Raw genomic sequence first — 23,526 nt, 5'->3', positions numbered from 1 at the left:
GCCCCACCCGGCCCAAACCCCCCGCCGGCGCCGGCGGCGGTCTGCTGGTTTTAAACCCGGGGGCCCGGGGTGCCTCGCGCCCCCGGCGCCCCCCGACGCATCCCCCGGAAGAAGAGGTCTATGCCCCCTCGCAGTACCCGCCCCGTCGACAACCTCGACGATGACGACTACCCCGCCTACACCATGGGCCGGGCCGCCGAGATGCTCGGCACCACCCCAGCCTTCCTCCGCGCTCTCGGCGAACACCGCCTGATCACCCCCCTGCGCTCCGAAGGCGGCCACCGCCGCTACTCCCGCTATCAGCTGCGCATCGCCGCCCGCGCACGCGAACTCGTCGACCAGGGCACCCCCATCGAAGCCGCCTGCCGCATCGTCATCCTCGAGGACCAGCTCGAAGAAGCGCAGCGCATCAACGAGCAACTGCGCGCCCACGGTGGTCAGCCGCAGTCGAAAACCTCAGCCTGAAAAGGGGCGTCGGGCCCGAGCTGAACGCTGTCGGCAAGCGGACCGGGCCGCCGTGAGGGCTCCACGCCGCGGGCTCGAGCTGGGGCCGCAGCCGGTACACACCGCACGACACCGAGGACCCCGGGAACGCCTGCCGGGGTCCTCCGCCGTTCACATGATCAATCGCAGCGTGCTGGGCCACTCCCACGGCACACCCCCTTCCGGTTTCCGCAGGGGGCCTGCCGGGCCGCGGGAACCCGAACGCCTGGGAAGGGTGGAACCCCGGCCCACCCACAAGCGGAGACCGAGGGCGCGGATCGGCTCCCGTTGCCTGCGACCGCCTTGCGGCCGGTGAGGAACAGCGGGCCGCGGGTGCGGCGGGCGATCAGTCGGGGCAGGAGCTGGGCGGTGCCGGACTGCCAGTGAATCCACTCCGTCGCCCCGCCCTTGGCGGTGATCCTGCCCCGCTTGTCCTGCGGATACAGGTCCTCCAGGTCCAGGCTCAGCACCTCGTTCTCGGCCAGGGCCTTGGTGCGGTCGGGCGGCGCCGGCCACCGCTCAATGCCGATGGTCGGGTCGCCGTCGATCCAGCCCTGGCGCTGCCACCAGCCGATCGCCTTGCGTGCGATCGACAGTTCGCGGTTGACGGTGTCGGCGTCCATCTCGTCCGCCCGCGCCGCCGCCAGTTCGGCCAGCACCTTCGGCAGCGCCGGGTCGTCGATCGCGGCGAGAGGGAAGACGGGCGGCTTCGCGCCGCGGCGGGCTGGTCCGGTCGGCGGGGGTTCGCCGGCGAGCATCCAGCCCCACGTCGTGAGCGAGATCCGGTAGATCCGCACGGAGGACTTCGCGAGTCCCGCACCGGTGAGGTAGCGCTCGACCGCTGCGATGTACGACGAGGGCGGGGCGGACAGCGGCACGGCCCGGGCGTGCGGCAAGCGGAGTGCGCTCCCGTTCCCGAGTTCGGGGTCACTGGTTCGATCGTCATGCCCGCTCCACCCTTCCGGCGCTGCCGCAGTAAACGCGTACATCTCGCCCCGGCGGCCGGATTGCCCCCCGCAGATCGTGATGATCACGGTAGGGGCTCTGCCGCAGTAAATCCGGCATTTACTGCGGCCGTTGCGAACGCGTCTCCGCGATCGGGCATCCCGCCCGAATGCGGTTCTGCTGTGCGGACTTGAGGGGAGAGGACGGTCAGTGTCCGACGCCGACCAGGCCCGGCGCCAGCATGCTTACCTGGGTCATGCCCCCAGATCCTCCGTCACGGGCAAGCACTCGGCGAGCAGGTCGACGACGTCGCGCCAGGCGCGCTGCGCGTGCCGTGGGTGGTAGCCGACGCCGGGGACTGTGGGGTGGTCGACCGGCGGGTGGTGGAAGGCGTGCAAGGCGCCGCCGTAGACCGCGAGGCGCCAGTCGACGCCCGCGGCCTGCATCTCCGCGGTGAACGCGTTCCGTTGCGCGGGCGGCATGATCGGGTCTTCCGACCCGACCCCGGCCCACACCGGGCAGCGGATGCGCGCCGCCTCGCCCGGTCGGCCCGTGGTCAGTGCGTTGACTGTCCCGATCGCGCGCAGGCTGACGCCATCACGCCCGAGTTCCAGCCCGATGGCGCCCCCGGTGCCGTAACCGATGGCGGCGATCCGGTCGGGGTCGGTCCGCGGTTCGGCGCGCAACACGTCGAGGGCCGCATGGCCGATGCCCCGCATCCGGTCGGGATCAGCGAGCAGTGGCATGCAACGGGCCAGCATCTCCTCGGGGTCACCCAAATAGCGCCCGCCGTGAAGGTCGAAGGCCAACGCTACATATCCCAGCTCGGCGAGAGCATCGGCCCGGCGGCGCTCGACGTCGCTGAGCCCCATGCCCTCTGGTCCGAGCAGCACCGCGGGCCGGCGGTCGACACCGGCCGGGAGCGCGAGGTGCCCGATCATCGTCAAACCGTCGGCCGGGTACTCGACCGTACGCGTCGTAATCGTCGTCACGAGACTGGACTGTAGTGATCGTCAAACCCGGTCCGGCCGGTGTTCTGCCGCTGGCAGAACAGCGCGGGTGTCCCTCTGAAATGCGGGTGTCCCTCTGAAATACGGCGAGGGCTCACAAGAACCGTCACAACCCCCGTTCCCACGGCGGCACTGTCGGATCACCTGCCCAGGCCACGGTATTGGGCGCTGACCCTCGCGGCAGAATTCTGTGCGAAGCCGACGTCGAGTTTCGGGTCGTACGCCACGGGCTGGATACCGAGTTCGTGGGTGCTGTTGTCGGCGATGACGCCGCGGTTGCCGAAGCCGATCCACTGGGAGAACCGGTTGAACGACTCCATCTTGTTGGTCGCCGCCGTCACACGCCGGCGCCGCGGCGCGTCGGAGAGGTAGCGCAGCAGCTCCACGGTGCGGATCATGCGGCCGACTTGGCGGAAGGCCGGAAAGCCGAGGGCGGGGCTGGGACCCACAGCGCTTCGGGTGGTCTCGCGGTCTCTCCAGGTCCGGATGCGCACAGGCCGGCAGGTGAACCAGCTCGCCGCGCGATCGCTTCATGAGCGGGGCTCGTTGCGGAGTCGAGCGGAGCATGGGACAAGCCTCCGGGGCTGGTTCCCTCCGGTTGCTTCGCCGTTCCGCCACCGGCCTTCCGCGCTGTACGAGGCTCATGTGGGCCGGTGAGGCCACGTCAGGACGGTGCCTGAACGCTTAGGACAACACGCTGCGGTGTACTCGGCGGTGTCATGGAGAACCGGTACATAGCCGCCATGAGCCTGGCCAGACGCGCTCGGTCGGGCGAGGACGACATGACCCACCTCCGAACTCTGACTGTGAAGGACCATCCCTTCCCCGCACGGCCAGTGTGCAGCGTGGCACCACCGACGCGGGGTGGAGTAGCTCGATAGCTCGCTGGGCTCATAACCCAGAGGTCGCGGGTTCACATCCTGTCCCCGCTACGAGAAGAAGGGGTCCGGCACCAGCCGGGCCCCTTCTCGCGTCCGAAACAGTCAGTCCGGCATCCGGCCACCGGATGGCGAACCCGCGTGCTCCTGCTCCGAGGGACATACGGCGGTCTCGGCTCACGAACACCACCGGCACGGCCGGACCTCAGCCAGACCCACGGACCGCCCGACAGCGTTTCGCCGAATCCCGACGAACGAGCGGCTCCATGGCATCCGGCCACGGAGCCACCGAAAAACCCGATGGCGGACCACGGCGTCCCCTGCTACTTTTCCGGAGGCCGTGCGAGAGAACGAGGAGGTGGGACCCGTGGACACAGTATCGACATGGGTGCTCCCCTCCGGGGTCACGGTCGGGCGATAGGTCGTCCGGGAGCGCCGTTCAAGAGCACTCCCGAAAGGCACGACCATGCGGTTCACTTCCGAACAGCGCCTCGACGACGGCGTCCTCGAACGCGAGTTCACCCTCGGCGAGATCCCCGGCATCCTGTGGACGCCTGGCTCCGCACCCGCCCCGGCCCCGCTGATCCTGATCGGCCACCCCGGTGGCTTGCACAAGCGACTCCCCCGGTTGGTGGCCCGCGCCCGGTATTACGCGGCCAAGTACGGCTTCGCGGTGGCCGCCATCGACGCCCCCGGCTGCGGTGACCGGCCCCGTTCCGCCACCGACGAGCAGTTCCGCGCCGACCTCCGCCGGGCGATGCAGGCCGGCGAGCCGGTCGACGAGATCGTCGATGCCTTCGTCTTCCCGCTGGTCGACAAGGCGGTCCCGGAATGGCGGACCACCCTGGACGCCCTCCTTGCGCTGCCCGGGATCGGCGGCCCGGTCGGGTACGACGGGATGATCCCCATCGGCATTCGGCTGGCGGTGGTCGAGCCGCGCATTTCGGCCGCCGCCTTCTTCGGCCAGACTTTCGTGCCCGGCACCCTGCGCGAGGAGGCCCGGCAGGTCACCATTCCGCTGCAGTTCCTCATGCAGTGGGACGACGAAGGGATGGAACGGCAGCCGGTCCTGGACCTGTTCGACACCTTCGGCACCAAGGAGAAGACGCTGCACGCCAATCTGGGCGGGCACAGCGGTACCCCGTGGTTCGAGGTGGAGGACGCAGCCCGGTTCTTCGCCCGGCACCTGAAGTGAGGCCGGGCCGTCAGGCCGGCGGCAGACGGTAGGCGCTGTCGGCCAGGATGCCGCTCATCGAGGACGGGTCCCGGCCCTCCTCGATGGCGGCGGCCGGCAGACGCACAACCGCCCCGATCGCGGCGGTAGCGGCCACCGACGGTACCGGCCGGTCGGGGCGGCGCTCGGCCACCGGCGATTCCATCAGCTGGGCCCACGCCGTGAGGCACTCGACCCGTACCTTGCGGATCGCCGGGCAGGCAGCCGACTCGGCCACCAGCGCGGGCCGGCCGAGGTTGGCGGCCGGCAGCCGGCCGTCTGCGAACCAAGCGCACCCGTGATGTTCCTCTTCGGGCAGGCCGGATGAGGGCTCGGAGTCGTGGCCGCTGGACGCGCAGGCGCCTGTGCACCACCGTTCCAGTTGCGCGGTCAAGTCAGAGCCGATGGTTCAAGGACCGGACCAGCTCACGGTTCGCGGCCCGGGCCGCCTCCCGCCGCGACCCGGGCCCCCAAGAGGCCCTCGACCTCCTCGGCCGCTCCGCCCAACGGGCTTCCTCTCACCTCGCTGCTAATCTTTGTGGGTTCAAGTGACTGAGGGGGAAGTCGTGTTCACGTCGGTTACCACGGATTGGCCGTGGCTGTTGGCTGTCACTGCCCTTGTGGTCCACTGCTCCGCCATGGCGAAATGGATACCTGTCCAGAGATTCTGGACGGTTTATCCCTTCATCTGGGTGGTGTGCGGCACTGGAGCGGTGGCACTCGGATCCTGGCGCGGCTTCGCTCTGGCAGACATGCTCGTCCTGTGCTCGTTCGCGCTCATCGGGCTGACGATCGGCATGTACCCGACTCGCAAGCTGTTCGCGGTGTGGGCGCATGAGATCAACAAGGGAGTGACGCGCGAGCGGTACGAGTATCCGCGCTCACACCTCGCATTCTGTGGCGCCTCCGTGCTCGTCATGCTGGCCGCCGCGGTCCTGTTGGCTCGCTGATACGGCGTCAGCGAGGGGGGACCGGCCGTTCCGGCACACGTGTCACTGACGGATCGGCACGGCCGCGCCGTCGTGTCCCGAGCCTGCAATCTCCCTCTCCGACGTCGGACCGGGCCGGGCACCGCGGGGGCAACCGGACGGCGCGGGAGGAGCAGGGCGGGCGGACGGCATCGGACACCGACCTGCCGGAGCCGGCGCCGGTGACGACGGCGACACGGGAGGGCGGGCGGTTCGCTCGGTGCCGGAACACAACCTTCCGCCATATGAACGTCATGAGCCTGCCAGGCTCCTGCCCCGTCGCGGTAGCCACAGCCCTGTCAACTGCCCCCTGCATCCACCGCGACAGGGGAGAGACCGGATGACACCCGCAGCACGCCCGTCCCAGCACGCCCCCGAACTGCGCGCCGCCGCCAGGCACCTCGGCCGGCGCCGCTTCCTCACCCTCACCGGCGCCGCCGCCGCGCTCGCGTTCGCCGTGAACCTGCCCGCCGCCGGCACGGCCGCCGCCGCCGAGTTCGACGCCCGGCGAATCACCGACGACCCCTTCACGCTGGGCGTGGCCTCCGGCGACCCGCTGCCCGACTCGGTCCTGCTGTGGACCCGGCTGGCCCCGCAGCCGTACCAGCCCGACGGCGGACTGCCCGCGCAGCGCGTCACCGTGCACTGGGAACTGGCCCACGACGCGAACTTCCGCCGGATCGTCAGGCGCGGCACCGCCCCCGCCCACCCCGAGTTCAGCCACACCGTCCACGTCGAGGTGCCCCACCTGCCGGCGGACCGCGTCTTCTTCTACCGCTTCCGGGCCGGCGCCTGGCTGAGCCCCACCGGCCGCACCCGCACCGCCCCGCTGCCCGGCACCCGCCCCGCCGCGCTCACCCTGGGCGCCGTCTCCTGCCAGGCCTACGCCGACGGCTACTACACCGCCTACCGCCACCTCGCCGAGGACGACGTGGACGTCGTCTTCCACCTGGGCGACTACCTGTACGAGTACGCCGTCAACGCCACCGGCAACGACCGAAACTACACCGACCGCACCCTCCCGGCCCACTACAACCGCGAGACGGTGACGCTGGAGGACTACCGGCTGCGCTACGCCCTGTTCAAGTCGGACCCGGACCTGATGGCCGCGCACGCCGCGCACCCCTTCGTCGTCACCTGGGACGACCACGAGACGGAGAACAACTACGCCGACGACACCCCGGAGGACGACGGCTCCTCCGAGGAGTTCCTGCTGCGCCGCGCCTCCGCCTACCGCGCCTACTGGGAGAACCAGCCGCTGCGCCGGCCCCAGCTGCCCACCGGCTCCGACATGCGTCTCTACCGCCGCCTGCACTGGGGCCGGCTCGCCCAGTTCGACGTCCTGGACACCCGCCAGTACCGCTCGGACCAGGCCTACGGCGACGGCTGGCAGTATCCCGGCCCCGAGTCCGAGGACCCGGCGCGCACGCTCACCGGCGCCACGCAGGAGCGGTGGCTGATCGACGGCTGGCGCGCCTCGCGGGCGCTGTGGAACGTCGTACCGCAGCAGGTCACCTTCTCCCAGCGGTACAACACCACCGCTACGCCGTCCAAGGTCTCCATGGACTCCTGGGACGGCTACCCGGCCTCCCGCGAACGGATCCTGGCGGGGGCCGAGGCCGCCGGTGTGGAGAACCTCATGGTCCTCACCGGCGACGTGCACGTGCACTACGCGTTCGACATCAAGCGCGACTTCGGCGACCCCGGTTCCCGGACCGTGGGCACGGAGATCGTCACCACGTCGATCACCAGCGGGCGCGACGGGACGGACCGGCCCAGCAACTGGGCCACCTACCTGGCGGCCAACCCGCACATGAAGTTCTACAACGGACGGCGCGGCTACGTGACCGTGACGCTCGGACAGGACACGGCCCGCGCCGACTTCAAGACCGTCCCGTACGTCACCAGGCCGGGCGCACCCGTCACGACCGCGGCCTCCTTCGTCACGGAAGCCGGCGCCCCAGGACTCAAGCCGGCCTGAACCCCGGTGCGGCAGCGGGCCCATACGCCGGCCTGAGCCCCGGTGAAGCAGGAGCGCCCAGCACATGACCCTCGGCCGGGGCGGACTCCGTTGCGGCCCCCTCACCCGGGTAGCGGACGCCGACGCGGGCACGGATCGCGTCGCGCGTCCGTATGACGGCGAGCGTGCCCTCCAGCGGCACCAGCGGCGCTCCTCGTCACCCGCCCGCACCGGCGAAGCGCCCACCAGTCGGGCCGGCTCGCTGCCACGAGCCCTCTCACCGGGGCGGACCATGACTGATGCGGCAACCAATTGGTGCCGTCATGATGACCTGGTGACTGGTGTGGATCAGCCGTGGGTTTCCGCGAGTGTCACTTCTCGGCCGTGCCGGGTTCCCCGCTTACGGATTCCTGGTAGACGTCCGCATAGGTGGGAGAGTCCTTGACCAGGTCGTCGCAGAACGCGGCGACGTCGGTGCCGATGAGTTCCAAGACTCCCCTGCCCGCGGCGGCGCCCTCCTCGAAGAAGTCGACGATCCCGGGGAGCAGGGGCCCGTCAGGCAGGTTGATCGGTCCGACCTTGAACAGGTACCTCTGCATCTCCTTGTAGACGATCTGGTAGTCCGGCGGGAGTGCCTTGACCCGAGCCACGTGCGCCCGCCACTGTTTCTTGCCCTCGATGATGTCCTGGATGCTCATGTCAGTCTCCCAGCCGGCTCAATTTCCTTGCGACGTTCCTGTTCAACTGCTCGCGCCACCGGTCGCGATAGGTTCGAGCCCCTTCTCCACCGACCAACGCCGTGCAAAAGCCCCGGATGTCGTCGCCGAGCACCTCGTGGACGCTCTGCCCGTCCGCCGCTGCTTCTTCGAGCAGCCCCAGGGCGGCGTCGAGGATCGGCGTCAGACTGCGGCCGGTGAAGTCCGCATGGGGGAAGAGGTGGCCCTTGATCTGTCCCCACGCCGCCCGGTAGTCGTCCGGCAGGGCCTCGGCCCGGGCTTCGAAGGCCTCCCAATCCCTGGTGATGTCGCTGCCTGTGACGGTCTCCCAGAAGTTCATCGCCCGCCCTCCTTGAGCCTGTCGATGCGTGATGAGACGTACTGCCATTTCGCCCAGAACTTCGCGAGTTCTTCGCGTCCGGCGTCATTGAGCGCGTAGAACTTGCGCGGCGGACCGACCTCGGATGGTCGTTTGGTCACCTGGACGAGTCCGTTCCTCTCCAGTCGCAGCAAGATCGTGTACACCGTCCCCTCGATGACGTCGGTGAAGCCGAGCTCGTTCAGCTGACGGGTGATGGCGTACCCGTAGGTTTCCTCGCTCCCGATGATTTCGAGCACGCACCCTTCGAGCGTGCCCTTCAGCATCTCCGTCAGGTCGTCCATCGCGGATGCTCCTCAGTCGTACCGGTACCTGGTGGTACCGAGTACTGCTATACCGTATCACCGAGTAGTGGACAGGGGCGGCAGCACAGCATCTCCGTGGGCGCGGGCCTGGGGCCGATCTGCGACACCGGGAACTCGTATGCGCCGCACCGCCCTTGCCGCGCTCAGCCTCACCGGCTGCCTACCGGAGGGGGCAAGACAGACGCCAGACCGAAGGGACCGTTCGCCGGACTGCCCGGCGGGCAGATCCTCGACCGGGCCGCCATAGCCACGACCGACGCCCCGTCGTTGCGGATGTCGGGGCAGATGCCCGACGAGACCACCGGCGGGACCGTCCGCTCGACATGGTCCTGAAGGAAGTCGTGCACTTCTGCAAGCTGGAGAAGGTGCTCGGCGACAGGCATGTGCGCTCGAACGCGACCCGCGGCGAGAGCACAACCATCGATGGCACACCCGCCATCGCCCTGCGGGAGAGGAACGATAAGCAGCAGGTCACGGCGTACGTCGCCACCAAGGGCACGCCGTACATCCTCCGCCTGGACAGCTCCACCGCCCACGGCGAGGGCACCACTCAGTTCCGCGACTTCGGCAAGGCCCCAGCGGCACAGAAGCCCGAAGGTGGCATCCTCGACACGGCAGCCCTCACCGAGTGAGTCGGTTCATCTGGGCCGGGTTCCTCGACCGCTGGCTCTGGTAGTTGAGGCTGGTGCGGGCCGCGGCGAGGTCGTCCTCAAGCTCGGTGACTCGCTGCCGGAGCCCCCTGTTCGACGTTCCGTCCGCTGTCCCGGTCCCGGTGGCCCTGCGCGTCTGGTGCGCCCGTGCCTCGTCGCTGCGTTCGCGCAGGCCGGGGCGAATGGACAAGCCAGCCGGAGACGTCCGCCTCTGGGCCACCGCAGCGACGGTGACGCGAGGGACCCGAAGTGCTGCGCCGGGGGCGTCCATGGTCGCTGCCGTTGGAGGACCGGGTGTTGCTCGTCGGTGCCCACCTAGCTCGATCTGTCCGTCGGTGACTGCCTTCGCCGGGCCAGCAGAGCGTCGACTCCTGGGCCGGCGGGCAGCCGCCCCCGCTCGAACTGGCGGTATGCCTCCGCGCCCGTACATCGCCTGTTCTTACAGCCGAGCGACCGTCTGGGCGTGCGCGTAGCTCGGCCGCGACCACCCGGCCCCGCGTGTACGTCATGGCACCGTGCGGAGAGCCGTAGCCGGCGTACGGCCCGCACGCCGACTCCCACGGACACTGGTCCGCCCCCTCGTCCTGCGGCCGAGCGCCCTGGTGAGATGCGGGCCAGCACTCCAGCGCCACCAACTCGCTGCGTCAGCAGGATTTTCGCCGGTTCACCCCGGGGTCTGACGTCAGGGTGAGCCGGCCCCGAGGCCACCCCCGACGCCCGACGCCGTACCGTGCCGGAGGCTACGGCGCGCTTGCGTGCCGGTGGGGCGCCGAGACTGCGCCGAGGCCTGGCATCAGGCGGCCAGAGTCTGCGTCGCCTCGGTGGCCGCGGTGCGGTCCGCTCGCAGCCGTTCCAGAAGGGCGTCGGCGGCGATGAGGGCCTGGTCCACCGACTGGGTGCCGGTCATGACGCACAGTGTGTAGGAGGCGTCCTCCAGCTCTCGGCTGGAGTGACCGGTGGGCTGCAGGTCATGGCGAAAGCGCGCGTCGGCGAAGCGTGCCAATACCGCACGTAGTTCCTTCTCCACAGGCAGCAACACAGCGACAACCTCCTTGAAGGGCGGGCCGGGGAGCCGTTTCGCAGGCCCGCGGCGTCCGTCAGCGTGCCGCCGGGTGGCTGCACGGCAGGGATCGGTGGGTGCGTACCCCAGGGAGTCGTCTGCCCCCACCTGATCACCGTATGCCCTTTTTCCTGCCGCCTTCTGCTGAGGGGCACCCCGTCACGGCGGAGACGTGGATCCCGGCTCTGTCTGTGCTGAGCTGTGTCACTCGTCCGGGTTGAGCTCGTCGTACACCAGATCCACCAGCCTCTCGGCTTCAGGAGTACGGGGGTCGGGGGGGACCTCGTAGTACCCGCCCAGCGTCGTGATCACGTCCTTGTGTGAGCCGTCGTGCTCGTGCTGACCCTCTTGCCGTTCTTTGGAAGTCCTGGGGTCGGCGATCTGCCACCACCAGATCCTGCTCCGGATCTCGTCCTTCGTCAGGGGGCCGTCCAAGGTGATGTCCTTGCCTTGGACCTTCGCCGTGATCCTCGCCGAGTCCGCGCCGGTAGCCATGCGCCCTCTCTCCTTTCCCGCGAAGCGGACGCCGTCAGCGCCTTGTGTCGATCACAGCAGCGGCTACCCCGCCGAAGGCCATGTCCTACAGACCGAACCTCCTCCACCCGGCCGGCCAGCAGTGCGGCCCAGAAGCCACCCGTCGGCGAGTGATCGAGCAGCTCGGGTTCGACCCCTTCGAGGGGCTGGGCCCGCCCTCGTAGGCATTGTGGCTGCGGCTGTCCGGCACCGGGGTACCTGCGACGATCCCGCACACACGGCGCGCGAACTCCACCTGACCAGCGACGACTGCGGGGGCTGCCTGTCCGCGTGGCAGTCCTCTGCCCCGGGTTCGCCTGACTCGATGGCACCCCTTGGGGCGGAAGAACGCGTCGGGGGCCCGGCTGATGCCGGGCCCCCTGCTTCGTACGCCAGCGGGGACGTCAGCCGCGGACGATGTTCTCGGCCTGGGGGCCCTTCTGGCCCTGGGTGACGTCGAACGTGACCGTCTCGCCCTCCACCAGCTCGCGGTAGCCGTTGCCGGCGATGTTGGAGTAGTGGGCGAAGACGTCCGGTCCGCCGCCGTCCTGGGCGATGAAACCGAAGCCCTTCTCGGAGTTGAACCACTTCACGGTGCCGCTGGCCATACTGCGTCCTTCGATCTCGCCGGGGTTGCCGGCTGGGGTGATTAGCGGCATCTTCCGCTGCGGGAAGACGCCCTCGTCCGTTCTACCCCGACCAGGGCTGCGTCATTCGATCATCCGTCCACGAGTCGGATGCGGTGTGATCCGGTGGACCACGTCGGCCCGGGCAGCCGCCCGCCCAGGCTGCGGCCGGCCCGGACGACCGCGTCCGGACACTTCCCGCGTTCCCCGCACGGGTGGACAGCGCTGCATACGCTGGATGTCGCCGTCCCGGTGGTATCCCCCGTACCACCGGGACGCTGCATTTCAGCGGTCCCGGATCTGGTGAAGGCCGCCCGGCGGCTCGGCGGTCTCGTGTACGGCGCCCGCGAGTCGCTGCGCGCCGGAGGCACTTTCCTGGTGACGACGGGTGGTCCGACAGCGCGTCCAGTGAGAACGCGCGGAGCGCCCCCAGCGCGGCCGCCATCCCGGCGCCGGCGTAGGCACCCGTCGTGTCCGCCAGGCTGAACGCGCTTCCCACCCGCGTGTTGGCCTCGTGGAGCAGAGATCCGGGTACCAGCTCCCGGCACCACGGCGATCCGGTCGGTGCGTCCTGACGATGACCGATGTCACGGGGCTACCGGACCAGGCAGGGCCGCTTGGCGTCGAACTTCCAGCCGTCAACCAGGTACTGCATCGCGAGCGAGTCGTCCCGGGCGCCGAGTGCCTTCTCCTTGTACAGCTCGTGGGCGGCAAGGAGGCGGTTCATGTCGAGCTGGACGCCGAGGCCGGGGGCATCGGGCACTGCGATCTCGCCGTCGACTATGCGGGGCGGGGTCACGGTGAGCCGCTCCAGGCCCTCCTGCCATATCCAGTGCGTGTCCAGGGCGTTGTACGCGCCGGGCGCGGCGGCTCCGCAGTGCGTGACCATCGCCAGGGAGATGTCGAAGTGGTTGTTGGAGTGGCAGCCCCAGGTCAGGCCCATCGCGTTGCAGAGCTGGGCGACCCGGACCGAGCCCTGCATGGTCCAGAAGTGCGGATCGGCCAGGGGGATGGAGACCGACTGGAGGGAGATGGCATGGGTCAGCTGTCGCCAGTCCGTGGCGATCATGTTGGTCGCAGTGGGAAGCCCGGTCGCGCGACGGAATTCGGCGAGAACCTCACGGCCGGAATAGCCGCCTTCCGCTCCGCACGGGTCCTCGGCGTAGGCGAGGGTCCCGACCAGAGGCTCGCAGAGCTCGATGGCCTCGCGCAGCGACCACGCGCCATTGGGGTCGAGGGTGATCCTCGCCTGCGGGAAACGCTCCTTGAGCGCGCGTACGGCCTTGACCTCCTCCGCGCCGTCGAGGACGCCGCCCTTGAGTTTGAAGTCGCGGAAGCCGTACAGGTCGTAGGTGGCCTCGGCCTGACGGACGATCGCCTCGGGGGTCAGTGCCTCCTCGTGGCGGATGCGGTACCAGTCGACCGTCGCGTCGGGTGCGCGGACGTAGTCCAGATCGGTGCGGTCGGGGTCGCCGACGTAGAAGAGGTAGCCCAGGACTCGTACGGTGTCGCGCTGCTGGCCGTCTCCGAGGAGGGCCGCGACGGGCACGTCGAGGTGCTGGCCAAGAAGGTCCAGGAGCGCCGACTCGACCGCGGTGACGGCGTGCACGGTGGTGCGCAGGTCGAAGGTCTGGGCGCCGCGTCCGCCGGCGTCGCGGTCGGCGAAACGGTGCTGGATCTCGCGCAGGACCCGCTTGTAGTCGCCGACCCTCGCCCCTGTCACGAGGGACTCGGCGTCGCGCAGGGTCTGGGTGATCTTCTCTCCGCCTGGCACCTCCCCCAGACCCGTACGGCCCTCGGAGTCGGTCAGGACGACGATGTTGCGGGTGAAGTAGGGGCCGTGGGCGCCGGAAAGGTTCAGCTCCATGCAGTCGCGGCCCGCTACGGGGTAGACGGCGAACGCGGTGATGGTCGGCTGCTGCGTGCTCATGCTCTTGTCGATTTCCTTGTGCAGGGGTGGGGGCAGGCGGCGGTGAGGTCCTGGTGTCACAGGCCGAGGGTGGTGATGGCCCATTGGACGGCCAGGACTCCGCCGAGACCGAGGACGGCCAGCACCGTGGTGTACGTCGTACGGACCTTGATGGCCTGCACGACCGAGAGGTTGAAGTACTCCTTGAACAGCCAGAAGCCGGGGTCGTTGACGTGCGAGAAGGCGATCGATCCACAGGAGACGGCGAGCACCATCATCTCGGGGCCGGCGCCGCTTCCGGCGAGCAGCGGCAGGACCACCCCGGAGGCCGTGACGACGGCGACGGTCGCCGAGCCGAGCGCCACCCGCAGGATGACGGCGATCAGCCAGGCGAGGACGAGGGGAGATATGGACCAGGAGTGGGTGACGTCCTTGATGTAGTCGGAGATGCCGCCTTCGACGAGGACGTTCTTGAAGGCGCCTCCCGCGCCGATCACCAACAGGATCATGGCCATCGCCTGGGCTGCCGAGGTGCACGAACCGCTGACATCGGACATGCTGCGGCCGATCCTCGGTCCGAACGCCCAGATCGCCAGGACCAGGGTCAGGAGCAGCGCGATCGGCGCCGAGCCGATGAACGCGACCGTGTGCAGCAGGGGGCTCTCGCCGGAGACGGCCATGTCGGTCACCGCGGCACCGGCGATGAGGACGACGGGGAAGAGAGCCACGGACAGCGACCAGCCGAGGCCCGGCATCTCCTCGTCGGTGAACTCGCGTTCGCTCACCAGGCCCGTGGGGATGGTGGGGTTCATCGCCTTGATGAACGGCAGGCGGGGCCAGAGCAGCGCGATGAGCGCGCCGACCGGGACCGCGATGAACAGGCCGTAGAAGAGGGTCAGTCCGACTGAGGCGTGGAAGGTCGCGGCGACGGCGGTGGGCCCGGGGTGGGGCGGCAGGAAGCTGTGCATCGTGGACAGGGCGATCGACATCGGCAGCCCCACCCACAGCAGCTTCGCGCCGGTCACCCTGACCAGGGTGAACGCGATGGGCACGATGATGATGAAGGCCACTTCGTAGAACATGGTCACGCCGATGAGCATGGAGGTGACCACCATGGCGACCTGCACCCAGCGTGGCCCGAACGCGTCGAGGAGCTTGCCGGCGATACGCTGGGCGGCGCCGGAGTCTCCCATGACGCGGCCGACCATGGCGCCGAGCCCGATGGTGAGCATCGTGTCACCGATCTGCCCCCCGATGCCGTCCGAGAGGACATCCGGGATGTCCTTCACCGGGATCCCCTGCACCACGGCGACGCCGACCGCTACCAGCAACAGGGCCGCGAAGCCGTTCAGTTTCCATCTGGTCATGAGCAGCAGCAGAACCAGAACACTGATGGCGACTACGACGAGTGGCATGTCAGCTCCCCTTTGAACTGTGGAGTGGAGCAGCCGGGCCTCGCGGGCACGGGGCGCGGGCACGGCTGTGATGCGGACTGGAGCCAGCCGGCCGGGGGCACGGGGGTTTGGCTGGGATGGCATCCCGGAGTACCGGGTGGGGTGGGCGACGAGGCAGACGCCGACAGCACTCCGGGTTCTGCGGCGTGGGAGACGGCCGGTGCCTACCGGCTCACGGTTCGGCGGCCGACGACACCACCGGGTTGCCTGATCGGCGCGGCTCGTCCTGCCGGACGGGAGCAGGCATGGTCAATCTCCTAGACCTGGGGAACGCGGCAGCGGTGCCGCATGCGGTCCGAGCCACAGAACGGGTGGCTGAGTTGACCGTAGAGACGGTTTCGATTCGCGTCTAAGTCGAATTTTGTTGGCTGCCATACCTTCTCTGTATGGCAGCCTCCCGGCATGGGCGCGCCCAGCGATCGTCGCTGAGCTTGCGCAGGCGTCACAGGTGCTGCAGAAGTGCCTTGAGCGCCGGGTTGTCGTTGCTTTCCCGCCACACGTAGTTCAGTTCGACCGGTTGCGGGTCCGGCAGGTCCACCGGTCGGAAGACGATGCCGCCGTAGCGCATACGGACCGCGCCCTCGGGGACGAGGGCAATGCCCCAGCCGCCGTTCACCAGGGCCAGCATGCTGTGCACCTGAGTGAGGTACTGGGTGAACACCGGCCGTACCCCCGCGAAGCGGAAGACGCTGACCAGCAGCTCGTGGAAGTAGCGCGCCTCGATGGGCGAGTACATCAGGAAGTCCTCACCGGTGAAGTCCTCGATGCGCATCGGTCCCGTGTCGGCGGCCAGCGGGTGCCCGGCGGGCAGCGCCGCCACCAGGCCCTCCCGCACCGCTGGGCGGGAAACGAGATCCGGTCCCGTGGCCGACGGACGGGCCAGCCCCAGGTCGAGTGAGCCTTCGCCGAGCGCCTTGAGCTGGTCTCGGGTGACGAGTTCCCGCAGGAGGATCTCGACGCCCGGCAGTGCCACCTGCGAGGTCTGCAGGAGGCTGCCGAGTGCGGAGTAGGCGCTGGCCGCTGTGAAGCCGACAGCGATCGCCCCCGCCTCCCCGGAGGAGACGCGGCGTACGGCGAGTGCGGCGTGCTCGGACTGGTGCAGGATGCGGCGCGCTTCGGTCAGAAAGGCCCGGCCGGCCGGGGTGAGTCTCACCGTGCGGTTGGTCCGGTCGAGCAACTGGACACCCAGGTCGGTCTCGAGCAACTGGATCTGTCGGCTCAGCGGTGGCTGTGTCATGTTCAGGCGTTCCGCGGCACGGGTGAAATGCAGTTCTTCTGCGACCGCTACGAAGCTCGTCAGCTGGGCCAGCGTGAACATTGATGCTCTCCGGGTATTGCAGGATCCAAAAACTATGTTGGACGTGAATCATTGGTAACCGTAGCGTCACCTCCAGACGGACGCAGGGGACGCCCCTGCCGACCGGCCTCGGGGTGTAAGAGCCAACCGCTCCCCCGCGAACTCCAGGATGTGAAGTGGTGAGCACGATGGACACGACGCCGGATGGCGTGCCCGGGCACAGCGCGGGAGAGGCGACGCTCGACCGGATCACATGGCTGCGCCTGTCCTCGGTGGCCCTCCCGCTGGCCGCGCCGATCAGTGACGCGAAGGTGTTCACCGGCCGGCAGAAGCCGATGACGGAGGTGGCGGTCCTCTTCGTGGAGATCGCCACGGAACAGGGCCATGAGGGAATCGGATTCAGCTACTCGAAGCGAGCCGGCGGGCCGGGCCAGTTCGCCCATGCCAGGGAGATCGCCGAGCACGTGGTCGGTGAGGACCCCAGCGACATCGGCAGAATCTGGACCAAGCTGGTCTGGGCCGGCGCCTCGGTGGGACGCAGTGGCCTCGCCACCCAGGCGATCGCCGCGTTCGACGTGGCCCTGTGGGACCTGAAGGCCAAGCGGGCCGGACTGCCACTGGCGAAACTCCTTGGCGCGCACCGCGATTCGGTCCGCTGTTACAACACCTCAGGAGGCTTCCTGCACGTCCCGACCGACCAGGTCGTGGACAATGCGGCCGCTTCCCTCGGCAACGGCATCGGCGGCATCAAGATTAAAGTCGGGCACCCCGACAGCCGGTACGACCTCGCCCGCCTGACCGCCGTGCGCGAGCGAGTCGGTGACGACACCGCTCTCATGGTCGACGCCAACCAGCAGTGGGACCGGGCCACCGCCCAGCGCATGGGCCGCGCCCTGGAGGAGTTCGGCCTGGTCTGGATCGAAGAACCCCTCGACGCCTACGACGTCCAGGGCCACGCTGCGCTGGCCGCCTCCCTGGACACCCCCGTGGCCACCGGCGAGATGCTGTCCAGCGTCGCCGAACACGCCGAACTGATTCGCCACCGGGCCGCCGATGTCATCCAGCCGGACGCCCCTCGCATCGGCGGCATCACCCAGTTCCTCAAGCTCGCCGCGCTGGCCGAACAGCACCACGTCCAGCTCGCGCCGCACTTCGCCATGGAGATCCACCTCCACCTCGCTGCCGCCTATCCGATCGAGCCCTGGGTGGAGCACTTCGACTGGCTGGAGCCCCTCTTCAACGAGCGCACCACCATCCGCGACGGCCGTATGCACCTCTCCGCCCGTCCCGGACTCGGCGTCACGCTGACGGACCAGGCCCGCGCCTGGACCACCGCCACCTACGAAGCGGGCGCCCGCCCCTGAATCCGGGCGCCGAGAGCCGGCGCGGGCGACGCCGAAACGACAGCCGCGCCGCCCGCGCCGCACTCCCTACCCGCTCGTCGACGGCCGGCGGCACACCACCGCGCCGCCCCCTCGCACACGACTTTCAGGAGCATTCCCATGTCGTCCTTCACGCCCGCAGAGCTCGGCCGCCGTATCGGCTCCGGACTGCTGTCCTTCCCCGTGACCCACTTCCGTGACGACCTGTCCTTCGACGAGGCGGCCTACCGCGAGCACGTCGTACGGCTGTCCAAGTACGACGTCGGCGGGCTCTTCGCCGCCGGTGGCACGGGCGAGTTCTTCTCCCTCACCCCCACCGAGGTGGAACGCGTCGTGACCGCCGCGGCCGACAGCGCGCCGGACGGCACCCCGATCCTGGCCCCCGCCGGGTACGGCACCGCCACGGCCGTCGAGTTCGCCGCCGCGGCCGAACGAGCCGGCGCCGACGGCATCCTGCTCTTCCCGCCGTACCTCACCGAAGCCGGGCAGGAGGGCCTGGCCCGGCACGTCGAGGCGGTCTGCCGTGCCACGTCCCTCGGCGTCGTCATCTACAGCCGCGCCAACGCCGTCTACAGTGCCGACACCGTCGCCCGCCTCGCGGACACCTGCCCCAACCTGATCGGGTACAAGGACGGTGTCGGCGACATCGACACCGTCACCCGCATCCACGCGCGGCTGGGCGACCGCCTCACGTACATCGGTGGCCTGCCCACCGCGGAGACCTTCGCCCTGCCCTACCTCCAACTGGGCGTGACGACCTACTCCTCGGCCATCTTCAACTTCCTTCCGGACTTCGCCCTCGCCTTCTACGCCGCCGTTCGCGAGCAGCGGCAGGCCGACGTCACGAAGATGCTCTCGGACTTCGTCCTCCCGTACACCGACATCCGTAACCGCCAGGCCGGGTACGCGGTCAGCATCGTCAAGGCCGGCATGACGGCGACCGGTCAGGGTGCCGGCCCGGTCCGGCCCCCGCTGACCGACCTGACCCCCCAGGAACACGACTCGCTGTCGGCCCTGATCGCACAACTGCCCACCGCCTGATCCACGCCCTCACACGTGTGACCCGTGCCCCGGCCAGGAAGAAGGCGTTGCACAGAGCACCCCCGCCCCGACCATTCGGCCCACAGCGGGCGGCCGGTCTGACGGGGGCAATGTCCATCGCCGGTGAACGGGTCACCGGTGCGCGTAGCGCTCCCCTGGCCGAGGTCGTATCGGCCGCACGACCACCCTCGCCCGGGTCGCAGGCGCTGCGGTCGCCAGCCTGCTCGCTGCGGCGCGGCGCGGGCATCCCTGGACGGGCTGACCGTTCTCCGCCGGGTGCGGCAGCCGTGAGACGCTGAGCGTCACGCTGGTGGAACCCGAGCTGGTGGTGGAAGTCGGCGTCGACGCCTCCCGCGACGCCTCCGGCCGGTGGCGCCACCCGGCCCGTTGGACACGGGCAAGCGGCACGCCGGGCAGGTCACGGTCATCCCCGGCCGCCGCACCGGCGCCCTGGGCGGCGGCGCCCACGCGTTCACGCAGGACACCCCCGCAGCATGGTCGCCGTCGGGCCTTCGATCGTAGAGCCGGCCTCCACCGCCCACACGTGCCACGCGCACCGGCCACGGGGAGACATGGCGCGCGGGTGCGGGTGATTGCTGCTGTCCTGCGGCCCCGTCGCTCTGCGACCAGGAACGGGGCCACGTGCGCGTGTCCGGGGACGGTGTTTCGGGTCAGGCGGCCCAGGACCCGTTGGACAGCGCGGTCGAGCGGAATTCGAAGTAGAACTTGGTGCCGTCCACCACGTCGGTGGCGATCGTGTTCCACTGCCCCCCATGGGCGAGGGTGTAGGACGACTGACAGTAGTCCGAGCCGGAACTGGGGCTGAAGCACACGGCGACGTAGCGGTCCGTGTTGGGCTTGATGTTGATGTCTGAGCAGGCGCTCGTGGTCGTCAGGTGGTTGCCCGGGGTGGGGTAATACTGGTTCCCATCGGGCTTGGAGTAGGAGTGCGCGGTGTCGTAGCACGCCGCCACCGAGGACGATGACGCCACCGAGGCGTGAGCCGCAGGCGCGAAGGCCACGAAGCCGCCGATGAGCGCCGCCGCTACTGCGCTTACGCCGGCACGTCCCTGTAAGACCATCGTTTTCCCCTCCTTCGAACGAAGCTTTGACGGCCCCGGCCTCTTCGCCGGGGCCATTGGTAGGCCCTTCGCTGGCAGGTCAGGCTAGGCGTCGGCCCTGGGCCAGAAGTAGCTTGCTTACAGCCAACATGCACATGCCACGCGTTGGGGTGCGTATTTGAGTCACGTCGGCCACCGCTGCTCTGCCGTCTCGGAAAGGCGACACATCACGCACAATGGCATCCACACCAACATGTGCTCCCCGCGCCTGCGGGATGGTTCCGACGAGACAGCTACGGAAGCGCCCCAACCAGAACGCCGAAGTGTGTGAAAATCCGCCCTGCCGCAATGGCCGAACGTCCCCCGGGACGTCTGAGGCGCACTGCCCGGACAGCGGGTGGCGGCGGTTCAATGGCAATCATGATGCGTAGAAGAACGTCATCCGCCGCCGCCGCCGTTGTCGTCTCCTGCATGTTCGCCTTTCTCGTGTCGTGTTCCTCGGATTCTTCGAACCGGTCCCCCGCCGAGGGCCAGCGCAGCGGGTCCGGATCCAGGTCGGTGTCCGGTCCCTCCCGGACGGCCACGCCGTCGCCCTCGCCGACCGGACCGTGTGCTGACGGGACGTGCGAAATCAAGGTCGCCGTGGGAGACGCCGTGACAGTTCCGGAAAGGTACGGCCTCGGCCCGATCAAGGTGACGGCGATCGCCGGCGGAAAGGTGGACATGGTCGCCCAGCTGACAGGGTCGGGTTACAGCATCTCGGGCTGTTCCGGTGGCGGCGGCGTCTCGTCGCAGGGCGGAGGCGGTGTCAGGTTCAGCTGCGACGAGGGACCCGCCGCGACCATCAACGACGCCATGAGCCTGGAGGTCGTCGACATCCTGGACGCGGTCGCCGTCCTCCGCATCGAACCCGCCGGGTGAGCGTACGGCCCGGCCCTCGCGGCAGGGGCTCGCTCGCGGGCCTTTCCTGTCGGCTGCGGTGTGGGGTCGGCTGATGGACGGTGGGGGATGACGAGTTGCACCGAACTGCCCCTCGGGTGCGGTGAGTCGGGTTCTCCAGATACATGACGGTCGTCATCGGTAGGGTTCGTGGCAGTCCGTATGCGTCTGCGGGGTGGGTGGGATGACGGCTCATCCATGGCTCAGGGTCCTGGCCGGTGCTCTGGTCATCGTCGGCCTGGCCATGTTCTTCATCAACGCCGAGGCACTCCTGAATGGTGACGCCGTCGAGTGCGACGGCAGCCCGATGAGACCCGGTCAGTGGTGCGCGAGCGCGAGCGGCGGCGAAACCCTCAGTTACGAGGAGGAGAAGAAGAACGAAGCCCGGGGAGAGCTCGTCGGCTACGCCGGGGTGGGCCTTGGCACCCTCGGCATCGTCCTCTTCATCAGCAATGGGATCACCACGTGGCGACGTAACCGATAACGCCCCTGCGAGCCGGAACAGGTTCTGACCTCGTCTTGCAACCCGCTGCGTCCTGTGGACCGAGGTCCGAGTGTCGGTGACCGGTGGTCCGATCCGTCAGGGGGCGATTTCCTGCGCTGGGTGAGGGATCGGCAGGTCGGACGGCGCTGGTGGCGGGCCGCGTAACACCACGCCCTCACGTTCCGTCGCAGCGTGGACCTGCGCGTAGGCCGTGGTCGTGAGTGTGGTGCACCGTGAACCCGGTGGGCTCGCGCGGATGCTGGCTGTGCGGGTGCTGGTCGTCCCGGCGGTGCGTAGCGGGAGCATCCTGAGTAGCCGGTGCGCTGCCGGTGGCAGCCCGGTGCGCACGCCCGTTGGCGCGGTCGGCTGGTGCGCAGCCGCGTCGTACAGGGGGCGGCGGCCGGTACGGCGAGCGGTGCGCAGTTGGGCGGTGTAAGGGTCTCAGTCGACGTCCGGCCCGGGCCGGGCGATCTCGCGCTTGAGGATCTTGCCGGTGGGGCCCTTCGGCAGGCTGTCGGTGATCCACACGATGCGCGGGTACTTGAAGGGTGCGACCCGCTCACGGACGTAGCCGAGCAGTTCGTCCGGCGTGGCGGACATCCCGGCGCGCAGCACCACGGCGGCGGCGACCTCCTGGCCGTGGACTTCGTGCGGTACCCCGATGACGGCTGCCTCCGCGACCGCCGGATGGGTGTAGAGGACCTCTTCCACCTCACGCGGATAGACGTTGTACCCGCCGCGGATGATGAGGTCCTTGATGCGGTCCACGATGCGGAAGTCCCCCCGGGCGTCCCGGGTACCGAGGTCACCGGTGTGCAGCCAGCCGTCCCGTATCGCCTCGGCGGTCGCCTGCGGACGGTGCCAGTAGCCCCGCATGACGTTGTGCCCACGGATGACGATCTCGCCCACCTCGCCGTCGGGCAGTTCCCTGCCCTCCCGGTCGACGACGCGCATCTCGACGCCGTCGATGGGAATGCCGATCGTGCCCGCGACACGCTCGCGGTCGATGCGGTTCACGCAGGCGAGTGGCGACGACTCCGAGAGCCCGTACCCCTCCAGTACGGCGCAGGCGAACGTCTTCTCGAACGCGTGCAGCACCTCCACGGGCAGCGGGGAGCCGCCGCACAGGCCGACACGCAAGGTGGAGAGGTCGTACGGCTCGGACTCGGGGCTCTGCGCCAGCCGCAGCATCAGCGTGTACATCGTCGGGACGCCCAGGAAGACCGTCACCCGGTCCCGTTCGATCACGGAGAAGGCGTCCGCAGGTGTGAAGCGGGGCAGCAGGGTGAGGCAGGCGCCCACCGACACCGCGCAGTTCAGCCCCATGACCTGTCCGAAGGAGTGGAAGAGCGGCAGTCCTCCGAAGATGACGTCGGCGGGGCCCAGGCGGAGCACGCGCGCACCCTCGTCGATGTTGCGGCGCAGGTTGTGGTGGGTGAGTTCGGCGCCCTTGGGGCTGCCGGTGGTTCCGGAGGTGTAGAGGACGACGGCGGAGTCGCCGGGCGAGCGCGGCTCGTCGCGCGCCGGCGGACGATGGCTCCGCAAACCGTCGAGGAAGGCCTCCGGTTCGACCACGAGGTGCGGGGTGCCGGCCCGGCGGGCGCCTTCCACCGCCGCCTCCGCGCCCTGGTGCCAGGCGAAGAGCAGGGCGGCTTCGGCATCGTTCAGGCAGTGTTCTACCTCCCCGGATTTCAGCAAGGGGTTGAGGGGCACGACGATCGCCCCGGCGCGCAGGATGCCGTAGTACAGCACCGCGAAGACGAGGCTGTTCGGCAGAAGGACGGCGACGCGGTCCCCCGGTGCCGTGCCCAGGGCGCGGAGCTGGGCGGCGGCACGGGAGCTGAGGTCGTCCAACTCGGCGAACGTCAGCTCGCCGGCGTCCAGCCGCAGGGCCGGACGATCGGGGTATGCGGCGGCGCTGCGGGCCAGCAGGGCGGGTACGGTGCCAGGGTCGTGCGAGGGCTCGGTGTGCATCGGGGGATCCTCCGGTACGGCGGGTCGACGCGGACGGGGGTCAGCGGCTCATGTCGATCGCGGTTACCAACAGGCCGTCACCGGCCGGTGGCCGTGCAGCACTTGGGGCGGGGACATCGGGAGGCCGGGGCGCGCATCCGGCAGCGGACCTCGAAGACGCCGGCGCCGCCCGTGTCCGGGGCTCCGCCCGCATGCCGGCCTCCTCGAAACCCGACCACCCTCCACCGGCGGAGATCCCGGAGATCCCCACCGTGGACGGCTCCCTCGGCGTCGAACAGC

24 protein-coding genes, 1 tRNA gene and 2 pseudogenes are annotated in these 23,526 nt (G+C 69.5%); 11 read left to right on the top strand and 16 right to left on the bottom strand.

All coding sequences use genetic code 11. The annotated features are described in order from the left end of the window. Positions 1 to 120: 120 nt before the first annotated feature. Positions 121 to 465 (top strand): MerR family transcriptional regulator, encoded by a 345-nt coding sequence (locus AB0L21_RS12415; RefSeq protein ID WP_365707419.1) that lies wholly within the window; start codon positions 121 to 123, stop codon positions 463 to 465. Positions 466 to 623: 158 nt separating this feature from the next. Here AB0L21_RS12415 and AB0L21_RS12410 read toward each other — a convergent pair whose 3' ends face one another. From AB0L21_RS12410 to AB0L21_RS12400, 3 genes are all read right to left on the bottom strand, one after another. Further along, complete coding sequence (locus AB0L21_RS12410; protein WP_365783762.1) at positions 624 to 1,379, bottom strand: hypothetical protein; 756 nt, start codon at positions 1,377 to 1,379, stop codon at positions 624 to 626. A gap of 303 nt (positions 1,380 to 1,682) precedes the next feature. After that, positions 1,683 to 2,420 carry a dienelactone hydrolase family protein gene (locus AB0L21_RS12405; protein WP_365783760.1) on the bottom strand — a complete coding sequence of 246 codons (738 nt, stop codon included), beginning with the start codon at positions 2,418 to 2,420 and terminating at the stop codon, positions 1,683 to 1,685. 158 nt (positions 2,421 to 2,578) lie between these two features. After that, positions 2,579 to 2,887, bottom strand: coding sequence for a Tn3 family transposase (locus AB0L21_RS12400; protein WP_365783758.1), 309 nt, complete (start codon positions 2,885 to 2,887; stop codon positions 2,579 to 2,581). Between the two features lie 409 nt (positions 2,888 to 3,296). Here AB0L21_RS12400 and AB0L21_RS12395 point away from each other — a divergent pair. Together AB0L21_RS12395 and AB0L21_RS12390 are read left to right on the top strand one after the other, a co-directional pair. Continuing rightward, positions 3,297 to 3,370 (top strand) — tRNA-Met (locus AB0L21_RS12395). Between the two features lie 412 nt (positions 3,371 to 3,782). Next, complete coding sequence (locus tag AB0L21_RS12390) at positions 3,783 to 4,511, top strand: alpha/beta hydrolase (RefSeq protein ID WP_365783756.1); 729 nt, start codon at positions 3,783 to 3,785, stop codon at positions 4,509 to 4,511. A 10-nt stretch (positions 4,512 to 4,521) separates the two neighbouring features. Here AB0L21_RS12390 and AB0L21_RS12385 read toward each other — a convergent pair whose 3' ends face one another. Beyond that, positions 4,522 to 4,923 carry a hypothetical protein gene (locus tag AB0L21_RS12385; protein WP_365783754.1) on the bottom strand — a complete coding sequence of 134 codons (402 nt, stop codon included), beginning with the start codon at positions 4,921 to 4,923 and terminating at the stop codon, positions 4,522 to 4,524. Positions 4,924 to 5,242: 319 nt separating this feature from the next. Here AB0L21_RS12385 and AB0L21_RS12380 point away from each other — a divergent pair, with 319 nt between their 5' ends. Then, positions 5,243 to 5,479, top strand: a complete 237-nt coding sequence (locus tag AB0L21_RS12380) for a hypothetical protein (RefSeq protein ID WP_365783752.1) — start codon at positions 5,243 to 5,245, stop codon at positions 5,477 to 5,479. Between the two features lie 358 nt (positions 5,480 to 5,837). Further along, positions 5,838 to 7,478 carry an alkaline phosphatase D family protein gene (locus AB0L21_RS12375; RefSeq protein WP_365783750.1) on the top strand — a complete coding sequence of 547 codons (1,641 nt, stop codon included), beginning with the start codon at positions 5,838 to 5,840 and terminating at the stop codon, positions 7,476 to 7,478. On the opposite strand, the pseudogene AB0L21_RS12370 reads toward AB0L21_RS12375, so the two are convergent. The 4 genes and pseudogenes from AB0L21_RS12370 to AB0L21_RS12355 form a co-directional block, all read right to left on the bottom strand. Continuing rightward, positions 7,465 to 7,718 (bottom strand): annotated as a pseudogene (locus AB0L21_RS12370) (hypothetical protein); the annotation flags it as partial. The gene AB0L21_RS12375 and the pseudogene AB0L21_RS12370 overlap by 14 nt on opposite strands. 110 nt (positions 7,719 to 7,828) lie before the next feature. Further along, entirely contained in the window at positions 7,829 to 8,155 is a 327-nt protein-coding gene (locus AB0L21_RS12365; protein ID WP_365783748.1) for a DUF1048 domain-containing protein, read from the bottom strand. A 1-nt stretch (position 8,156) separates the two neighbouring features. After that, the gene (locus AB0L21_RS12360; protein WP_365707402.1) at positions 8,157 to 8,513 is read right to left on the bottom strand and encodes a DUF1048 domain-containing protein; all 357 of its coding nucleotides are present in this window, start codon (positions 8,511 to 8,513) and stop codon (positions 8,157 to 8,159) included. Next, positions 8,510 to 8,836, bottom strand: coding sequence for a PadR family transcriptional regulator (locus tag AB0L21_RS12355; protein WP_365707400.1), 327 nt, complete (start codon positions 8,834 to 8,836; stop codon positions 8,510 to 8,512). The genes AB0L21_RS12360 and AB0L21_RS12355 overlap by 4 nt, the downstream gene beginning before the upstream one ends. 344 nt (positions 8,837 to 9,180) lie before the next feature. Between AB0L21_RS12355 and AB0L21_RS12350 the strand changes: the two genes are divergently transcribed. Both AB0L21_RS12350 and AB0L21_RS12345 read left to right on the top strand, forming a co-directional pair. Next, positions 9,181 to 9,489 (top strand): hypothetical protein, encoded by a 309-nt coding sequence (locus AB0L21_RS12350; RefSeq protein ID WP_365783746.1) that lies wholly within the window; start codon positions 9,181 to 9,183, stop codon positions 9,487 to 9,489. 246 nt (positions 9,490 to 9,735) lie between these two features. Further along, positions 9,736 to 9,822, top strand: a pseudogene (locus AB0L21_RS12345) (IS5/IS1182 family transposase); the annotation flags it as partial. Positions 9,823 to 10,300: 478 nt separating this feature from the next. Here the strand turns inward: AB0L21_RS12345 and AB0L21_RS12340 are convergent. The 6 genes from AB0L21_RS12340 to AB0L21_RS12315 form a co-directional block, all read right to left on the bottom strand. Beyond that, a complete protein-coding gene (locus tag AB0L21_RS12340; protein ID WP_365783744.1) occupies positions 10,301 to 10,546 on the bottom strand; it encodes a DUF5133 domain-containing protein in 246 nt (81 codons plus the stop codon). A 225-nt stretch (positions 10,547 to 10,771) separates the two neighbouring features. Then, complete coding sequence (locus tag AB0L21_RS12335) at positions 10,772 to 11,062, bottom strand: hypothetical protein (RefSeq protein WP_365707394.1); 291 nt, start codon at positions 11,060 to 11,062, stop codon at positions 10,772 to 10,774. A gap of 422 nt (positions 11,063 to 11,484) precedes the next feature. Continuing rightward, complete coding sequence (locus tag AB0L21_RS12330; protein ID WP_030656734.1) at positions 11,485 to 11,688, bottom strand: cold-shock protein; 204 nt, start codon at positions 11,686 to 11,688, stop codon at positions 11,485 to 11,487. A gap of 613 nt (positions 11,689 to 12,301) precedes the next feature. Then, the gene (locus AB0L21_RS12325) at positions 12,302 to 13,636 is read right to left on the bottom strand and encodes an enolase C-terminal domain-like protein (protein ID WP_365783742.1); all 1,335 of its coding nucleotides are present in this window, start codon (positions 13,634 to 13,636) and stop codon (positions 12,302 to 12,304) included. A 56-nt stretch (positions 13,637 to 13,692) separates the two neighbouring features. After that, positions 13,693 to 15,030, bottom strand: a complete 1,338-nt coding sequence (locus AB0L21_RS12320; RefSeq protein WP_365783740.1) for a gluconate:H+ symporter — start codon at positions 15,028 to 15,030, stop codon at positions 13,693 to 13,695. A gap of 481 nt (positions 15,031 to 15,511) precedes the next feature. After that, positions 15,512 to 16,387: a LysR substrate-binding domain-containing protein gene (locus AB0L21_RS12315; protein WP_365707388.1), complete on the bottom strand. Its 876-nt coding sequence runs from the start codon at positions 16,385 to 16,387 to the stop codon at positions 15,512 to 15,514. 167 nt (positions 16,388 to 16,554) lie between these two features. Here AB0L21_RS12315 and AB0L21_RS12310 point away from each other — a divergent pair, with 167 nt between their 5' ends. After that, positions 16,555 to 17,730 carry a mandelate racemase/muconate lactonizing enzyme family protein gene (locus AB0L21_RS12310; protein ID WP_365783944.1) on the top strand — a complete coding sequence of 392 codons (1,176 nt, stop codon included), beginning with the start codon at positions 16,555 to 16,557 and terminating at the stop codon, positions 17,728 to 17,730. Between the two features lie 138 nt (positions 17,731 to 17,868). Continuing rightward, positions 17,869 to 18,789: a 5-dehydro-4-deoxyglucarate dehydratase gene (kdgD, locus tag AB0L21_RS12305; RefSeq protein ID WP_365707386.1), complete on the top strand. Its 921-nt coding sequence runs from the start codon at positions 17,869 to 17,871 to the stop codon at positions 18,787 to 18,789. 671 nt (positions 18,790 to 19,460) lie between these two features. On the opposite strand, the gene AB0L21_RS12300 is transcribed toward kdgD, so the two are convergent. Then, complete coding sequence (locus AB0L21_RS12300) at positions 19,461 to 19,871, bottom strand: hypothetical protein (RefSeq protein WP_365707384.1); 411 nt, start codon at positions 19,869 to 19,871, stop codon at positions 19,461 to 19,463. A gap of 633 nt (positions 19,872 to 20,504) precedes the next feature. Here AB0L21_RS12300 and AB0L21_RS12295 point away from each other — a divergent pair. Together AB0L21_RS12295 and AB0L21_RS12290 are read left to right on the top strand one after the other, a co-directional pair. After that, the gene (locus AB0L21_RS12295) at positions 20,505 to 20,771 is read left to right on the top strand and encodes a hypothetical protein (protein WP_365783738.1); all 267 of its coding nucleotides are present in this window, start codon (positions 20,505 to 20,507) and stop codon (positions 20,769 to 20,771) included. A gap of 202 nt (positions 20,772 to 20,973) precedes the next feature. After that, positions 20,974 to 21,273, top strand: coding sequence for a hypothetical protein (locus AB0L21_RS12290; RefSeq protein ID WP_365783736.1), 300 nt, complete (start codon positions 20,974 to 20,976; stop codon positions 21,271 to 21,273). A gap of 441 nt (positions 21,274 to 21,714) precedes the next feature. On the opposite strand, the gene AB0L21_RS12285 is transcribed toward AB0L21_RS12290, so the two are convergent. Continuing rightward, the gene (locus AB0L21_RS12285) at positions 21,715 to 23,247 is read right to left on the bottom strand and encodes a long-chain fatty acid--CoA ligase (RefSeq protein WP_365783734.1); all 1,533 of its coding nucleotides are present in this window, start codon (positions 23,245 to 23,247) and stop codon (positions 21,715 to 21,717) included. Between the last annotated feature and the right edge of the window lie 279 nt (positions 23,248 to 23,526).

Origin of the sequence: Streptomyces sp. NPDC052721 (assembly GCF_040678315.1) — a bacterium.
In the GTDB taxonomy this organism is placed as follows: Bacteria; Actinomycetota; Actinomycetes; order Streptomycetales; family Streptomycetaceae; genus Streptomyces.
This window is presented reverse-complemented; position numbering and strand designations above follow the sequence as displayed.

Bases quoted from the DNA above. Each gene is read 5' to 3' on its own strand.
- AB0L21_RS12375 (WP_365783750.1), top strand. From the start codon at position 5,838: ATGACACCCGCAGCACGCCCGTCCCAGCACGCCCCCGAACTGCGCGCC.
- kdgD (WP_365707386.1), top strand. From the start codon at position 17,869: ATGTCGTCCTTCACGCCCGCAGAGCTCGGCCGCCGTATCGGCTCCGGA.
- AB0L21_RS12285 (WP_365783734.1), bottom strand. From the start codon at position 23,247: ATGCACACCGAGCCCTCGCACGACCCTGGCACCGTACCCGCCCTGCTG.
- AB0L21_RS12330 (WP_030656734.1), bottom strand. From the start codon at position 11,688: ATGGCCAGCGGCACCGTGAAGTGGTTCAACTCCGAGAAGGGCTTCGGT.
- AB0L21_RS12390 (WP_365783756.1), top strand. From the start codon at position 3,783: ATGCGGTTCACTTCCGAACAGCGCCTCGACGACGGCGTCCTCGAACGC.
- AB0L21_RS12325 (WP_365783742.1), bottom strand. From the start codon at position 13,636: ATGAGCACGCAGCAGCCGACCATCACCGCGTTCGCCGTCTACCCCGTA.
- AB0L21_RS12415 (WP_365707419.1), top strand. From the start codon at position 121: ATGCCCCCTCGCAGTACCCGCCCCGTCGACAACCTCGACGATGACGAC.
- AB0L21_RS12300 (WP_365707384.1), bottom strand. From the start codon at position 19,871: ATGGTCTTACAGGGACGTGCCGGCGTAAGCGCAGTAGCGGCGGCGCTC.
- AB0L21_RS12365 (WP_365783748.1), bottom strand. From the start codon at position 8,155: ATGAGCATCCAGGACATCATCGAGGGCAAGAAACAGTGGCGGGCGCAC.
- AB0L21_RS12355 (WP_365707400.1), bottom strand. From the start codon at position 8,836: ATGGACGACCTGACGGAGATGCTGAAGGGCACGCTCGAAGGGTGCGTG.
- AB0L21_RS12360 (WP_365707402.1), bottom strand. From the start codon at position 8,513: ATGAACTTCTGGGAGACCGTCACAGGCAGCGACATCACCAGGGATTGG.
- AB0L21_RS12315 (WP_365707388.1), bottom strand. From the start codon at position 16,387: ATGTTCACGCTGGCCCAGCTGACGAGCTTCGTAGCGGTCGCAGAAGAA.
- AB0L21_RS12310 (WP_365783944.1), top strand. From the start codon at position 16,555: ATGGACACGACGCCGGATGGCGTGCCCGGGCACAGCGCGGGAGAGGCG.
- AB0L21_RS12320 (WP_365783740.1), bottom strand. From the start codon at position 15,030: ATGCCACTCGTCGTAGTCGCCATCAGTGTTCTGGTTCTGCTGCTGCTC.
- AB0L21_RS12350 (WP_365783746.1), top strand. From the start codon at position 9,181: ATGGTCCTGAAGGAAGTCGTGCACTTCTGCAAGCTGGAGAAGGTGCTC.
- AB0L21_RS12335 (WP_365707394.1), bottom strand. From the start codon at position 11,062: ATGGCTACCGGCGCGGACTCGGCGAGGATCACGGCGAAGGTCCAAGGC.
- AB0L21_RS12290 (WP_365783736.1), top strand. From the start codon at position 20,974: ATGACGGCTCATCCATGGCTCAGGGTCCTGGCCGGTGCTCTGGTCATC.